The organism is Sphingopyxis macrogoltabida (genome assembly GCF_001307295.1).
Classification (GTDB): Bacteria; Pseudomonadota; Alphaproteobacteria; order Sphingomonadales; family Sphingomonadaceae; genus Sphingopyxis; species Sphingopyxis macrogoltabida_B.
In genome coordinates this window covers 2,834,835-2,849,134 of record NZ_CP012700.1, presented here as the reverse complement: position 1 = coordinate 2,849,134, position 14,300 = coordinate 2,834,835, and the positions used below count along the sequence as shown (strand labels likewise).

Annotated in this window: 12 protein-coding genes and 1 pseudogene; 10 read left to right on the top strand and 3 right to left on the bottom strand. The window is 61.7% G+C overall.

The features are described 5' to 3' along the window. Positions 1-2: 2 nt before the first annotated feature. From AN936_RS13280 to AN936_RS13270, 3 genes are read right to left on the bottom strand one after another with little or no spacing between them, the layout of a single operon-like run. A complete protein-coding gene (locus AN936_RS13280) occupies positions 3-1,007 on the bottom strand; it encodes a site-specific integrase (RefSeq protein ID WP_009823939.1) in 1,005 nt (334 codons plus the stop codon). After that, positions 1,004-2,359 (bottom strand): tyrosine-type recombinase/integrase, encoded by a 1,356-nt coding sequence (locus AN936_RS13275; protein ID WP_009823940.1) that lies wholly within the window; start codon positions 2,357-2,359, stop codon positions 1,004-1,006. The genes AN936_RS13280 and AN936_RS13275 overlap by 4 nt, the downstream gene beginning before the upstream one ends. Continuing rightward, the gene (locus tag AN936_RS13270; RefSeq protein WP_015449381.1) at positions 2,356-3,588 is read right to left on the bottom strand and encodes a site-specific integrase; all 1,233 of its coding nucleotides are present in this window, start codon (positions 3,586-3,588) and stop codon (positions 2,356-2,358) included. Before AN936_RS13270 ends, AN936_RS13275 begins: the two co-directional genes overlap by 4 nt. A 130-nt stretch (positions 3,589-3,718) precedes the next feature. Here AN936_RS13270 and AN936_RS13265 point away from each other — a divergent pair. The 10 genes and pseudogenes from AN936_RS13265 to AN936_RS13220 form a co-directional block, all read left to right on the top strand. Continuing rightward, positions 3,719-4,045, top strand: a pseudogene (locus AN936_RS13265) (methylase); the annotation flags it as partial. A 145-nt stretch (positions 4,046-4,190) separates the two neighbouring features. Continuing rightward, positions 4,191-5,738, top strand: coding sequence for a tyrosine-type recombinase/integrase (locus tag AN936_RS13260; RefSeq protein ID WP_011540750.1), 1,548 nt, complete (start codon positions 4,191-4,193; stop codon positions 5,736-5,738). Continuing rightward, positions 5,732-6,646, top strand: coding sequence for a tyrosine-type recombinase/integrase (locus AN936_RS13255; RefSeq protein ID WP_054587156.1), 915 nt, complete (start codon positions 5,732-5,734; stop codon positions 6,644-6,646). The genes AN936_RS13260 and AN936_RS13255 overlap by 7 nt, the downstream gene beginning before the upstream one ends. Next, a complete protein-coding gene (locus tag AN936_RS13250; RefSeq protein WP_024310637.1) occupies positions 6,643-7,647 on the top strand; it encodes a tyrosine-type recombinase/integrase in 1,005 nt (334 codons plus the stop codon). Before AN936_RS13255 ends, AN936_RS13250 begins: the two co-directional genes overlap by 4 nt. A gap of 148 nt (positions 7,648-7,795) precedes the next feature. Next, on the top strand, positions 7,796-9,535 hold the full coding sequence (locus AN936_RS13245) for a strawberry notch C-terminal domain-containing protein (RefSeq protein ID WP_420496808.1): 1,740 nt from the start codon (positions 7,796-7,798) through the stop codon (positions 9,533-9,535). A 99-nt stretch (positions 9,536-9,634) separates the two neighbouring features. After that, positions 9,635-11,605 carry a ParB/RepB/Spo0J family partition protein gene (locus AN936_RS13240; protein ID WP_054588557.1) on the top strand — a complete coding sequence of 657 codons (1,971 nt, stop codon included), beginning with the start codon at positions 9,635-9,637 and terminating at the stop codon, positions 11,603-11,605. A 169-nt stretch (positions 11,606-11,774) separates the two neighbouring features. Continuing rightward, positions 11,775-12,704 (top strand): ArdC family protein, encoded by a 930-nt coding sequence (locus AN936_RS13235; RefSeq protein ID WP_054588556.1) that lies wholly within the window; start codon positions 11,775-11,777, stop codon positions 12,702-12,704. Between the two features lie 11 nt (positions 12,705-12,715). Continuing rightward, the gene (locus AN936_RS13230; protein ID WP_054588555.1) at positions 12,716-13,144 is read left to right on the top strand and encodes a hypothetical protein; all 429 of its coding nucleotides are present in this window, start codon (positions 12,716-12,718) and stop codon (positions 13,142-13,144) included. 39 nt (positions 13,145-13,183) lie between these two features. Then, on the top strand, positions 13,184-13,561 hold the full coding sequence (locus AN936_RS13225; protein WP_054588554.1) for an MbcA/ParS/Xre antitoxin family protein: 378 nt from the start codon (positions 13,184-13,186) through the stop codon (positions 13,559-13,561). Next, positions 13,533-14,261, top strand: coding sequence for an RES family NAD+ phosphorylase (locus AN936_RS13220; protein ID WP_054588553.1), 729 nt, complete (start codon positions 13,533-13,535; stop codon positions 14,259-14,261). The genes AN936_RS13225 and AN936_RS13220 overlap by 29 nt, the downstream gene beginning before the upstream one ends. Positions 14,262-14,300: the final 39 nt, after the last annotated feature.

Genomic DNA, 14,300 nt, shown 5'->3' with positions numbered 1-14,300 from the left:
TTCTATAGGGTGTCGAGCCATCCCATCAGATTGGCATCTCGCTTCCACGAAGGTGGCACGTTGCTCGCCGCCGGGGCGCCAACCTGTTCCAGCGCCTTTCGTTTGGTCTCCAGATTGGCCTGAGCATAGTGATTGGTCGTATCGAGACTGACGTGCCCGAGCCAACTGCGGATGACGGTGATATCGACTCCGGCGGCAACGAGGTGGACGGCGGTCGCGTGCCGGAAGCTGTGAGGCGTAACGTGTTTTGACTGGAGGGTCAGCGTCGATTTCGCGGCTTGTTCCACGTAGGCGTTGAGCTTGAACCGCACCCCTGACGCCCCTAGCGGTTCACCGTATCGATTGACGAAGATCCGCTCATCGGGCGCACGCGGCTGTCGCTCCAGTAGCTTCCTGAGCAATGCCACGGTTTCTGGCCAGAGCGGGCAGATGCGTTCCTTGCGCCCCTTGCCGTAAAGACGCACGAAGTTCGGTGCATCGAACCGGATTGCTTCGGGACAGAGGTCAAGCGCCTCTTGGATTCGCGCGCCACTGTTATAGAGGAACGAGAGCAGTACATGGTCGCGCAGCCCTTCGAGTGTCGATCGGTTGGGCTGGGCGAGGATGGCCTCGACCTCCTCGGGCTCGAGGTAGCACGGCGCGGAGGTGGGCTCCCGCTTCAACGGAACAGCCAGGACCTCTGAGCACTGCGCGATGTATTCCGGATTCTTGTCCGCCACGAAGCTGAAGAAGCTGCGGATGGCGGCCAGTCGGCAGTTCCGCGTGCCGATCGTGGTCTTGCGGCCATGCTCGGTATGATGAAGGAACGCGCGCACCTCGCCGGCCGAGACGTCGGTGAGCGTCAGCCGCGCGACCCCGCAGCCTTTTCGCTCCGCGACGAACCGAAGCAGCAGCCGCCAGGTGTCGCGATAAGAGCGGATCGTGTGGATTGACGCGCTGCGCTGCTCGGCCAGCCACTCCTGGAAGAACGCCCGCAACAACGCGGGCAATGGATTGCCTTTCCTCATGGCCGCGCCTCCGTGACAAGGCACGGGGCGCCGAGCGCGCGGAACCGTTCACTGGCTTCCTGCAACAGATCCTGCGTGACGGTGATGTAGACCAGCGTGGAGTGGAGATCCCGGTGCCCCATGTAGGTCGAGAGGAAGTGCAGTTTTTCCTGAGGGTTAATGCCGGACCGGTACCACTGGAGGATGCGGTTCACCACCATCGAGTGACGAAGGTCATGGACCCGCGGCCCGGTCCGGCCCGAAGCGGGCTTGAGCCCAGCACGGCGCATGACGTTGGTAATCATTGTCGTAACCGCCTCGGGCCTGTAGCGGTCATTTAAGTGGGCATGCCAGAACAGCCCTGATTTCGGGTTCTGTGGGCCGCCAGCGCGCCGCCTCGCATCGATGTACGCGCGCAGTTCGACCGCGACACTGTCGGATAGAGGCAAGATCCTGGTCTTGTAGAACTTCGTTTCCCGGATCGTGATCGTGCTTGATTGCAGGTCCACGTCACCAAGATCGAGCCATGCCAGCTCGCTTCGCCGTAGCCCGGCACAATAGGCCAGCATGATCATGGTGTAGAGGGTCAACGGCCGCAGCGGAGCGTCCGGCGACGGATAAGTCCGTGCGGTATCGAGCATACGCCGAACGTCAGCCGGGCTGAAGATATGCGGTTGCCGATGCTCCCGCGCTACTTCCCGCTCTGGCCGGGGATTGAAGCGCTTTGGCGGGATAGTCGGATCGAGGCGGAACCGCGCCTTGGTCAGGATGCGCGCCAGCTTCTGGCATTCAGCCGCGTGGTTGCGGGTCGGCTTGGCAGCCGCCCAGCTCGCAATCATTGCCTCAAGTGGTTGCTCCGCGAGGTCGGGACGGGCCTGAAGGAACCGATCGAACCGCAGCAGCCAGTGAGCCTGCGCTTCATATTGATATCCCCGGCTGCGCATCAGCATGACATGGTCTTGCATGAAGTCACCCAGCACGCTGCCGAAGGGCGCAGGCCGTCGTAACGCGGCCAAGGATTCGTCGGGATTCGGGGAAGCCAAGGCCCGCCAGATCGGCTTGCTTTGCTTGACGTTGTACCGACGGCGAAGTGCAGCAACAGGGTTGTCGGCGATCAGCCCGATTTCGACGAGGTGGTCGAGGAAGCGGTCGACAATGCAGACCTGATTGAGCAGCGTCGACAATCGCCAACGTTTTTGCATCTCCTTCAGCCAGGCGTCGAGCATCTGCCGGTCCACCGCCGGATGCCGGCGGGCAACATCTTCGAAGGTGCAAAGGAACCAGCGATATGTCGGTACGCTTCCCGGCCGGAACTGCGATTTTACCAGGAAGGCGTCGACGACGGTGCGATCGGGATCGTGCCAGGCGCTCATGACAGCACCTCCATTCCAGGCACCTCGAGTGCCACGGCTCGGAGATCATCTGTTGCCAGTTTGAGATAAGTATTGGTGGATTCGGTGGATCGATGCCCGAGCACGTCGCCGATGATCTTTTGCGGGACCGATGCCCGCAGCATTTCGACCGCACGTGCGTGGCGGAAGACATGCGGCCCCCGCTTTCCTGCTGGCACTACGCCTGCGGCGGCCAACCGACCGCGGATCATGCCGTACAGGTTCGTCATTGCGATATAGGGTGCGCAGGATCGGACGAAGATTTCCCGCACTTCAACCTGGGGCCGCCCAAGGCGCAGATAATCCAGCAGCGCTTCACCAACAGTCACCATTAGCGGCATGTACGAGTACGCGTTGGTCTTGGTGTGGCAGATCCGGAGGGATTCTGCGCGCCAGTCCACGTCATCGAGCCGAAGGCGGCATATCTCACCTTCGCGCAGCCCATACGTGGCAAGCAGCTGAAGTATCGCATAATCGCGTAGTCCGCGTGGCGATCTGTCCTCCTGCGTTGTCGCCAGAACCGCGGCGATTTGGCTCCTTTCCAGCGTCGACGGCACATCTTCGTAGGCATAGAGCATGGGGCCGATGATGTGTGGCGTCAGATCGGTCGGGATGCAACCCGTCCGATGCAGATGGCGAACCACCGAACGGAGACGCTCAGCGACATCGGCCAATGATTTGCGCCGTAAACCAGGCGCGCGCATGTCCATGTAGAGATCGATGTCCACGATGCTCAACGTTTCGAGGCTGGCGGCACCGGCCCGGTCGAACTGCCATCGCAGGAAGTTTCGCGCCTCCCACATCAGCGCCGCAATGGACGCGCTTGCCAAACCGCGCTCCTCGCGCAGCCATGCCTCGTATTCGCGGCAAATTTCATGTCGATGCTCGTCATCGGGACCGATCATTTCTGCGTCCGGGGGCCAATTGCCTTGAGCAAGCCGGAGGAGCTTGGCGATCGCGGTGCGGGGCAACATGTGCCAACGCGCACTGGGAGGCCGACCGTACTGGATCTCAAAATCCTGAACCGCATAGCCAAAATACTGATCGACCTGCTGCGGCGTCACAGTCTCGACCTGTATATCGCACTCGGCCAGATAATCGAGAAACGCGCGGGCGTAGAGACGGTGGTTCGCCACGACCACGGGATTGTAATTCTGTGTGGTGAGCGAATTCGAGAGTTCGGTGATCAACTCGTCATGCAACTTCAACATGATTGCCTCCTCAGCTGGTCCAGGGACCGCCGAGGTTCGCAACCAATATAATGCGCAGCAACTGCGCACACTATCATGGGAATTCGCCGGTTACGCCGCGCTCCTCCGCATTACCGCTTCCTCGCGATAAGCCATCATCCACCGCAATCTCGACCAAGCGCTCGAAGCCACAAGGGTGGTCGACGAGGACAGCGGCGATACGCTCAATCGCAACGCCAAGGCTGCGGCGCTCTCAATATTTGAAGGCACCAAGCAGCGTTTCTTTGCGCAGCTTCTGCTCTCGATGAAACTGCCGAGCCTGATCCCCGCCATGGAAGCTTCGCTTGGCGAGGACAATTCGGTTGTCGTGCAGCTGGTCTCAACCGCCGAGGCCATGCTCGACCGGCGCCTGGCCGATCTCTCGGACGAGGAGCGAGAAGCGCTCGATATCGATCTCTCTCCGCGCGAATACGTGTAATGTGGAGCTCCACATTACACGTATTCTTTGCAGTCGCAGTTTATGTCGAGCGTGGCGGCGAGAGACGCAGGTTTCCTTCGGTTTTCCATGATTTCACTCCAGATAATTACGGTTCCCTCGACCTGAACAAGTCGAAGGAACCAACATGCGATCAAGATCATTATTGTCGTTTCGAGCGGCCCGGCTCCGGGTCGAAGACCCGCCCAGTCACGACGCTCTACTCACCGCATTCCTCTCCTCTCTGTCGCTCGACGAGAGGTCAGGCAGTGCGATTCTGTTTGGCGCTGCGGCCCGTCATTTCCTGCATTGGATGGAACTGCATGGGATCGCGATCCGCACGATCGACGATCGGACCGTTCGGCGGTTCGAGAAGCATCGGTGCCGTTGCCACCGGTATTCGGCGCAGCAGCCAGTCTATAAGGCGGACATTGCAGCGCGAGTCAGGCGCTTCGTCCGCTTCCTGGAGGATCAAGGCTACGTCGGTGTCGACGACGGGATCGACGATCTGCCACGGCACCTCGCCGACTATTTCGATGGGATCGATCGCTTGCAACTCGCGCAAGGACCGGCCCAGTCCTATCGATCCGAGGCCGAGCATTTCGCGGCCTGGCTTCGCATTGCGCGACGACAATGGGCCGATATCGATGACACGATCATCGACCAGTACGGCGCGCATGATTGTCGATGTCCGGTCTGGCGCAAGCGAGGCAAGCTTGTTGCCTCGGGCGCGAAGCGGCGGCGGCGAGGCGCTCGGCACTTCGTCGAGTTCTTGCGCGACCGCGGTGTCATCCCTTCAGTCGAACTGGTGTCGGATGACGACCCGCACATGGCGGCATATCTGGCATGGCTCAAGCAACACCGCGGCGCGACCGATGAGACGATCCGGCGCTACCGGGCCGATATCAGGCGGCTCGCGCCTATGCTCGGCGAGCCTTCACAATGGGATGCAGCCGTCCTCAGACGGGCGTTTCAACAACGAAGCAAGGAGACGCCGGGTTCGGCATCACTGCTCGTCACGATAATACGGAGCTATATTCGGTTCCTGGTCGTGCAGGGTATTTGCCGTCCAGCTTTGTTGCACGCGATCCCATCAGTGCAACGCTACCGTCTTTCGACGCTGCCCCGGCACGTTAACCCGGCAACGATCGAGCAGATCATCGGCGCATGTCCGACTGATCGCCCGGTGGAAGTTCGGGACAAGGCCATCATTCTCCTGCTCGCCCGGCTTGGCCTGCGTGCCGGTGATATTCGGGATATGCACCTCGACGATATCGACTGGCGCTCGGGCCACCTGACGGTCAAGGGCAAGACGCGTCGGCCTGATCGCCTGCCATTGCCTCAGGACGTCGGTGACGCGATCCTGGACTACATTGCCACGGCGCGTCCCAAGACCGCCGATCCGCATCTGTTCGTGCGCGCGCAAGCCCCGTTCCGTTCGTTCCGCTCATCGGCGGAGATCGCCGGCATCGTTGCACGCACGCATGAGCGCGGCGGGATCGAAGGCGTGCCGACCGGATCGCACATTTTCCGGCATTCGCTTGCCACCAACTTGCTGCGCGCGGGCGCAGGGCTGGAGTCCGTTGGAACGATCCTGCGCCACAGCTCGCCCGAGACCACCGCCATCTACGCCAAGGTCGACCTGCCGATGCTCATGAAAATCGCGCAGCCATGGCCGGGAGAACCGTCATGCTGAGCACGCAGATTGCCAGATACGTCTCGCTGTATCGCAGCTTGGGGCGGAAGTTCTCGGAACAGGAACGACTGCTGCGCCAATACGCCGCTTTCGCTGAACGCTTCGGTGACCGGCACACCCGAGTGCAGCGCATCTACGACTGGTGCCACACGGCAAGCTCGCAAAACGTGGCTCGCCATAGGTACGACGCTGCTCGTAACTTCAGCCTTTTCGCTCATGCCGAGAACCCAGACAACGAAGTCCCGCCTGTCGGCGTTTTCGGCCGGGGGAAGCGGCCACGTCCCACTCCGACCATAATCGAAGCGGACCAGGTGCGGGCGATCATGGCGGCGGCATTGAACGTTCCGCCCCATGGCACGATTAGCCCATACACGTACCATTACCTGTTCGGCCTGCTCGCGGCGACAGGTCTCCGGATTTCCGAGGCTCTCGCGCTACAGTGCAACGATCTGGTCGAGGATGGGCTGGTCGTCCGCAACGGCAAGTTCGGCAAGCAGCGACTGATCGCCTTGCAGCCATCGACGCGCCAAGCACTCGAAGCCTACATTGCGATCCGCGCGAAGCACCCGGCCAAGTGTAATGACCTGTTCGTCACTATCCGGGGGCGGGCGCCGCACAAGGTGCGCGCCCACGTCGTGTTCGTCAGGTTGGCCCGGCTTCTCGGATATCGTGGAGCAACCGGTACGGCAGGCATGCGACTCCACGATCTGCGACATACGTTCGCTGTTCGCTCGCTTGAGTCCTGCCCGCGTGACAGGGAGGCCATTGCCCACCACATGGCCGGTCTCAGTGTCTACCTGGGGCACGCGTCGATCGCCAACACGTACTGGTATCTCGAAGCCACGCCAGTGCTGCTGCGCGACATTGCGGCTGCAAGCGAGCAACTTTTTCAAGGAGAAGCGGCATGACGGCGCTTGCTCCCCATCTCTCGGCATATCTGCGGGAACATCTGCCGCGCGAACGCGCCGTCAGCCCGCACACGGTGAAGACCTATGCCAACTGCTTCGTCCTCCTCGTCCAGTTCGCTGCCGATCGGCTGAAGCGCCGACCGACCGATCTCGAGGTTGAGGATCTCGGCACAGACATGATCATGGCCTTCCTCGATCATGTGGAGATCGGCCGCGGCAGCTGCGTGCGGACCCGCAATGGCAGGCTCGCCGCGATCCGATCCTTCTTCCGATACATCGAGTACCGGATTCCAGCCTGCCTCGATCAGGCACTCCGTGTCAGAGCAATCCCGACCAAGAAGACAGACAAGGCGCTGATCGATTACCTCGACCGGGCCGAGATCAAGGCTTTGCTCGATACACCCGATCCCCGGACACGCCTCGGCACCCGTGATCGCGCGATGCTGCATCTTACCTATGCTGGCGGACTGAGGGTGTCGGAACTCGTAACGCTGCAACTGGGCGATTTCCCGGACCGCTCCCTGTCCACCATGCACATCATGGGCAAAGGGCGACGTGAACGGGTCCTGCCGCTGTGGAAGGAGACCCAGATCGCATTGCGCGCATGGCTTGCGATCCGGCCTCAAGTTGAGGTCACCGAGATTTTCCTCAATGCCAACGGGCAGCCGATGACCCGCGACGGATTTGCGTTCCGATTGGCCGAGCACGTCAAGACGGCAGCGACGAAGCAGCCGTCGATCCTTGGGAAGCGCGTCACACCCCACGTGCTTCGTCATTCTTGCGCGATGCACACGCTCGCGGCGACGGGGGACATTCGCAAGGTCGCATTATGGCTCGGCCACGCCAGTATCCAGAGCACCGAGACCTACTTGCGCGCCGATCCCGAAGAGAAGCTGCAGATTCTCGCAGCCCACGGTGCCCCTGCGATCAAGCCGGGGCGCTTCAAGCCGCCTTCCGACGCCTTGATCACAATGCTCACCGACGTTCGAAGGCGGGCCTGACCCGTCTTCGAACACTCCCTCTAACCCGCATATTATCTGGAGTGAAATCATGGAAAACCGAAGGAAACCTGCGTCTCTCGCCGCCACGCTCGACATAAACTGCGACTGCAAAGAATATGTCATCGATTATCTGGCGAAGAGCTTTCCGGTGCGCCTGATGCAGGTCTTCACTGACGAGGAGGGCAACCTGCGTTCCGAAGCGATGAGCGACGAGCACGGCAATCCCGTTCTCTGCTCGCGTGCCATCGCCGCACGCGACGCACTGATCGAGCAACTCTGTGCATTGCCCCCTATCGCGACTGCACTCGATGCCCTCATTGAGCATTTCGGGACCAATGCCGTGGCGGAAGTGACAGGCCGCACGCGCAGGTTGGTCTTGGGACGCGACGGTCAGCAGCGGCTTGAACGTCGAAGCGCAAGCGCCAACGTCGCTGAAGCACAATGCTTCATGGACGGAGCGAAACGTATCCTGGTTTTCTCGGACGCAGGGGGTACGGGACGATCCTATCACGCCGACCTCGATGCGCAGAACCAGCAGCGCCGCGTTCATTTCCTCCTCGAACCGGGGTGGCGCGCCGACAATGCGATCCAGGGTCTCGGCCGGACCAACCGCACCAACCAGGCTTCTGCGCCGCTGTTCCGCCCGGTCACTACCGATGTGAAGGGCGAACGCCGCTTCATCTCGACCATTGCGCGAAGGCTCGACGCATTGGGCGCTCTCACACGCGGCCAGCGTCAGACCGGAGGTCAGAACCTGTTCGACCCTGCCGACAATCTCGAAAGCGATTATGCGAAGGACGCGCTCTCGCGCTGGTTCCACCTGCTTTACGATGGCAAACTCGAGGCGGCCCGTTTCGGGGACTTCGTCGAGAGGACGGGACTCAAGCTCGAGAACCCCGATGGCGGCCTGAGCGACAACCTTCCCACGATCCAACGCTGGCTCAATCGCATACTTGCGCTCCCGATCGCACTGCAAAACAGCATCTTCGAGGAATATCTCGGACTTGTGGAAGCGCGGATCGAGGCCGCACGAGAGGCTGGCACGCTCGATTTGGGGCTGGAAACGGTCCGTGTCGACAGCTTCTCGGTGCTATCCGATGATGTGCTCCGCACCGATCCTGTTTCGGGGGCCGAAACCCGCCTCGTTTCGCTCGAAGTGAAACGCCAATTGCGTCCGCTGCGCTTCAAACGTCTCGTGAGGATGCACGAGATCGGATCACCCCAGGCCATTCCCCTGCGCAATGCGCGCTCGGGCAAGGTGGCCCTGTCAGTTCCGGCGCGGCGCCTCATTGCCGATGATGGCGCGGTGATCGAACGTCGCCGCCTTCTTCGCCCGCTTAAATCCGCCAACTGGACGCTCGACGCGCTTGGAGAAAGCTTGTGGGAAGAGGTCGGCGTGACCGAGTTCTCTCAGCTGTGGACACAAGAAGAGAGCGCCGCAGCGGCCTCGCCGGTCACCGAACGAGTGCATCTGGCCACGGGACTGCTGCTCTCGGTCTGGAAGCGGCTGCCTGGCGACCATGTCCGGGTGACGCGGCTTGCCGCCGAGGACGGCAGCTCGATCATCGGACGCGAAGTCCTCGATATCGACCTTGCCAAGATCACTGAGACGTTCGGCTTGAAGGGTGTGTCCGGCCCGGCTCCAGCCGAACTCGGGAAACTGGTCCTGGCAAGCGGGACGCCCCAGCCGCTTGCCAGTCATGACGCACTGACCATCAAGCGCTCTCTGGTCGGCGGCGAGCAACGCCTCGAACTCACCGGTTACGCGCCTGAGCGACTCGACTGGTACAAGACCAAGGGCTGTTTCACCGAGATCATTCGTTACCGCACGCGCCTTTTCGTCCCGGTGTCGAAGGCATCCTCTATTCTCCCGGCCATTGCGGCCTGACGGGCAAATCCACGACCAAGCGTGAGAGAGGGGAGGGAGCCGGTGGCTTGTCGGGCCATGCATCTTCGCGTGGCTCTCCAATCCATCAGGAGACAATCCATGATCCAGTCTATTCACTTGAAGAAGCTCGTTCAAAGCCCGCGCAATGTGCGCAAGTCGAGCGACGTCCTTGCCGATCTGCAATTGCGTGCGGACATCGCCGCCCGAGGCCTGTTGCAGAACCTCGTCGTGCGAAAGGCCAAGCGCGGCAAGTTCGAAGTCGAGGCCGGTGGTCGCCGTCTGGCTCAGCTACAGGCGCTGGTCGAAGAGGGCACGCTTCCCAAGAACCACGAGGTCACTTGCCTTGTCATCGAAGGCGAGGAAAGCGAAGTGCGCGAAGCGAGCCTCGCCGAGAACTTCCAGCGCCTCGCAATGAACCCGGCCGACGAGGCACAGGCTTTCGCCGCTATCATCGAGGCGGGAGCCAGCACTGAAGACGTGGCCCGCCGGTTCGGTCTTACAGTGCGCTTCGTCGAGGGTCGCCTTCGACTGGCAGGTCTCGCACCTTGTGTCTTCGAAGCGCTCGCCGAAGGCGCGATCACGCTCGACATGGCCAAGGCCTATGGGGCAATCTCGGACATCGACCGCCAGGCACACGTCTATGCCGAGCTGCAGGATGCCTGGTATCAGGTCACGCCCGACACCATCCGCCGCATGGTGCTCGATGCCACTGTTCGTGGCTCCGATCCGCGCGCGGTTCTGGTCGGGCGCGACGCCTACCTTGCTGCAGGTGGCCGCATCGAACGCGAACTGTTCGACGACGAAGCCAGCGAGAGCTGGATCGATGTCGCGCTGCTCGAAGACCTGGCCCAGAAAGCGATGGATGACGCTGCGAAGAAGGTCGCGGAAGAACATGGACTTGCTTGGGTGCGACCCACGCTTGGCAACTATGTCAGCCACGATCTCGTCGAGGGCCTCAATCGGCTCCCATGCGAGCCGGCTCCGCTCACCGAAGAGGAGGCCCGCGAGCTTAGCGACCTTGAAGCCGACTACGACCGGACGGCGGCCATCCTCGAGGATGAGGACAGCGACGAAAGCGAGATCGCCAAGGCGGAAGAGGAACTGGTCTCGATCGACCGCGCGATGCGCGATCTCAACGACCGACCGCCGGTGCTTGCCGATGAGCTGAAGTCGGAGGCTGGAGCGTTCCTCGTGCTCTCTCGCAATGGCGAACCGGCATTGGTGCCGCAATTCTACACCGAAGTTGAAGTCATCGACGCTGATGACGGAGCTGTCGAACCGGTGGATGCAGGTGCTGATACCAAGCGCAAGAGCGGGGCGCTGTCGCAGCGTCTGCTCGACGAGCTCGCGATGCAGCGGCGCGATATCCTGGCGATCCATCTCGCCAACGATCCCGCACTTGCGCTGGACTTCATGGTCTTCACGCTCGCCGATGCCGATGGGCATGACTGGCGCGCGAAGAAGGCATCGACTCTGGTCGGTTCGGTTGCATCGGGACCGGTGGCCGGATTCGAGGCGAAGGACGCCCCGGCAAGCGCTGCGCTCGCCGAGTTCGCCGCTTCGCTCGACGAAAGCTGGCGCTCCGGTGAGACCGATGTCGAGCGGTTCGAACGCTTCCGCGCATTGAGCGATGAAGCACGTTCGGCCTGGCTCGGCCATGTCGTATCGCGCACGCTGGTCGCGAGCCTTGCCTGCGAAGGTGATCGCTCGGCGCCGCTGCACGAGATCCTCGGGTCGCTGCTCGAGATCGAAACCGCGCATTGGTGGCGGCCGACTGCGGCGAACTTCTTCGATCGTGTGGCCAAGGCTCGCACACTCGAAGCGCTCGATGCAGCAGGCGGCCCCGAACTCGTCAGTCGCTATGCAGGTTCGAAGAAGGCAGAGCTGGCGAGCGCCGCCGAGCGTATCTTCTCCGGCAATTTCATCGGCGAGGCGGATGTGAAAACGCGAGCGGAAGCGTGGGTGCCTGAGTTCATGCGGTTCGGTTCACCTGAGGAACCGGTCGAGGATGAAGCCGCGGACCCGGCCGATGACGAGGTTGCGCACGAGATTGCCGAGCAGGCTGCCTGACCCCTCCTGACAGGTCCAGGTCACTCGGCGGGCGGTCCGTCCCTATCGGGACGGGCCGCCTTTTCACGTTTCCTTCCGAAGGTCGCCTACGATGGTGAGACTCAGAGGGGAGGGCGCTTTGTTCATCCTGAACCCGGACATGTCCGTTCCGGCGATCAGGAGACGATCCATGACCAAGTCCCGCCGCACCGCTTCAGTTTCTCCAGCCGGGCGCATTACTGCCGCCATCATTGAAAAACTCGAAGAGGGCACCAAGCCCTGGGTCAAGCCGTGGCGTGGCTTGCCGGTTTCTCGTCCGCTACGATCCTGCGGAACGCCGTATCGCGGCATGAATACCTTCTGGCTCTGGATGGTGGCCGATGCCTGCGGATACGCCTCTCCGTACTGGATGACATACCGCCAATGCCAGAAGCTTGGTGGTCAGGTCCGCAAGGGCGAGAAGTCGACCATCGCGATCTTCTATAAGAGGTACACCAAGGAGGTCGAGAACGCTGAAGGCGAGCAGGACACGGAGAGCCGGCGAGTGCTGAAGGCCTATTCGGTCTTCAATGCCGACCAATGCGATGGGCTTCCCGAGTTCTACCATCCCAAGCCGCTGGTTGCCGCGCTGGAGCCCGAAGGCCGCGAAGAGCGACTCGATGCATTCTTCGGCCAAGTAGGCGCCAACCTGCGCCATCATGGCGCACAGGCCTATTACGAGCCGTTGCGCGACCGCGTCACCATGCCGCCCGCCGAACTCTTCGAAGCCTATGACCACTACTATGCGACACTCGCGCACGAGCTGTCGCACTGGACCGGTCATTCTTCGCGCCTCGATCGCGATCTCAAGAACCGCTTCGGTAGCGACGCCTATGCTGCCGAAGAACTGATCGCCGAGCTATCGTCAGCCATTTTGGGTGCCGAACTAGGTCTGCCGGTCACGCATCTTGATCATCACGCCAGCTACATCGCGTCCTGGCTCAAGATCCTCAAATCGGACGAGCGCGCGATCCTAACCGCCGCGGCAAAGGCCGAGGAGGCAGCCACCTTGCTGCTAGAACTGGGTGGATACCAATCATATGAAGGCGAGACCGATGTCGATCTTGCTAGTGCAGCCTGAGGAGCGGTGAGATGGGACGTTCCGTCAGCTATCCGACCGGCTCGGTGGCAGCCTTTCGCCTGCTCGATGACGGCGAAGAGGACGATGTCGACTGGGCCTATGAGTGCCTTGTCGACGAGATCATCGATACCACAAGGGCAGCCTTTCCTTCCTTCGAGACCTTCGATGGATGGCGCGGTCGCGAGGACCGTATCCTCCTGCGCAACGCCTTCGCCGATTGCGGGATATCGACCTATTGCGGGCTTGCCGCGATCTGGCTCGCCCCTCGCGATGACGCTCGCTTTTGGGAAGCCGACTTCTATCACCCGCGCGCGGCCCTTGCGCGCCACTGGCTCGCCCAAGTGGCGCCGCGTTTCGAACGAATGTTCGGCGAACTCAAAATGGTCGGGCGTTTCTCGAACGGAGAGGCGGTCTTCGAACGTCAGAAATCTTGCATTTGAGGGATAAGAGTGTATATCTTGCATATGAAAGGATAGGCTATGGCGACGAAGCCACTCGAATTGCAGCCCGATGATGGCAAGGTGCTCACCTCTGCTATCGCCCGCATCGCCGAGTTCTGGGGCCTCACCAACCCCAAACTTGGTGCAATCCTGGGCGTATCAGAATCGACCGCCTCGCGCCTGCGCTCGGGCAAGGCGGAGCTCGACCCTGCATCGAAGTCATTCGAAGCCGCTCAGTTCCTCCTGCGGCTGTTCCGTTCGCTCGACGCTCTGCTCGGAAGCGATGACATGTCTGCGCGCGCGTGGCTGACGACCGCCAATCTCGATCTCGATGCGCGCCCGATCGATCTCGTCGACAGCTTCAAGGGTCTCATCACCGTTTGCGACTATGTGGACGCCCACCGCGCTCGCGTCTGAGTTCCGCCGCTACCGCCGAACGGTGTGGCGTGTGGTCGAAGCACAGCATCGCATCTCGACCAATCGTTTGACCTCCGACCTTGGCGAGCAACAGCGGCTTGAAGAACTGGCAGATAGCGCAAAGCCGGACCTGCCGAAATCCGCGCATGGGTTGCATTACCTCCTCGCTTCACCCTTTCGCTATGGCCACACGGTTGCCAGCCGTTTTCGCCGGGCCAACGAGCGACCCGGGATCTTCTATGCAAGCGAAGCCGAGGGAACTGCGATCACCGAGACCGCCTACTGGCGGCTCAAATTCTACAGCCGCTCGCCGGGGTTCGTTCCGGGCAACCGGACAAGCGAGCATCTGAGCTTTTCCGTACCCGTATCGGTCACGCGGTTGACCGATACGACCAGGCCGCCGCTTGAGGGCGATGCTAAGCGATGGCTTGACCCTGACGACTATTCGCATTGCCAGGACCTTGCTGTGTCGGTGCGCGAGGCGGGCGGTCAGGCCATCCGGGCGCGCTCCGCGCGTGACCCGGACGGTATCAACCTGGCACTGCTCGATCCGGCCGGTTTCACGAAATCGGAACCGGACCATGGTCGCGGGTGGCATCTGCGCCACGAAGGCGATCGACTAACCGCGATCGCAGCTTTCCCCCACGCAGAGGTGCTTGCCTTCACGCCGGAACAGTTCGGCCTCCCGGAGCGCCCCTGAACCGATCCGGGATTCCTCCCAGACAAATCCTGCGCCACG

Bases quoted from the DNA above. Each gene is read 5' to 3' on its own strand.
- AN936_RS13280 (WP_009823939.1), bottom strand. From the start codon at position 1,007: ATGAGGAAAGGCAATCCATTGCCCGCGTTGTTGCGGGCGTTCTTCCAG.
- AN936_RS13275 (WP_009823940.1), bottom strand. From the start codon at position 2,359: ATGAGCGCCTGGCACGATCCCGATCGCACCGTCGTCGACGCCTTCCTG.
- AN936_RS13270 (WP_015449381.1), bottom strand. From the start codon at position 3,588: ATGTTGAAGTTGCATGACGAGTTGATCACCGAACTCTCGAATTCGCTC.
- AN936_RS13260 (WP_011540750.1), top strand. From the start codon at position 4,191: ATGCGATCAAGATCATTATTGTCGTTTCGAGCGGCCCGGCTCCGGGTC.
- AN936_RS13255 (WP_054587156.1), top strand. From the start codon at position 5,732: ATGCTGAGCACGCAGATTGCCAGATACGTCTCGCTGTATCGCAGCTTG.
- AN936_RS13250 (WP_024310637.1), top strand. From the start codon at position 6,643: ATGACGGCGCTTGCTCCCCATCTCTCGGCATATCTGCGGGAACATCTG.
- AN936_RS13240 (WP_054588557.1), top strand. From the start codon at position 9,635: ATGATCCAGTCTATTCACTTGAAGAAGCTCGTTCAAAGCCCGCGCAAT.
- AN936_RS13235 (WP_054588556.1), top strand. From the start codon at position 11,775: ATGACCAAGTCCCGCCGCACCGCTTCAGTTTCTCCAGCCGGGCGCATT.
- AN936_RS13230 (WP_054588555.1), top strand. From the start codon at position 12,716: ATGGGACGTTCCGTCAGCTATCCGACCGGCTCGGTGGCAGCCTTTCGC.
- AN936_RS13225 (WP_054588554.1), top strand. From the start codon at position 13,184: ATGGCGACGAAGCCACTCGAATTGCAGCCCGATGATGGCAAGGTGCTC.
- AN936_RS13220 (WP_054588553.1), top strand. From the start codon at position 13,533: ATGTGGACGCCCACCGCGCTCGCGTCTGAGTTCCGCCGCTACCGCCGA.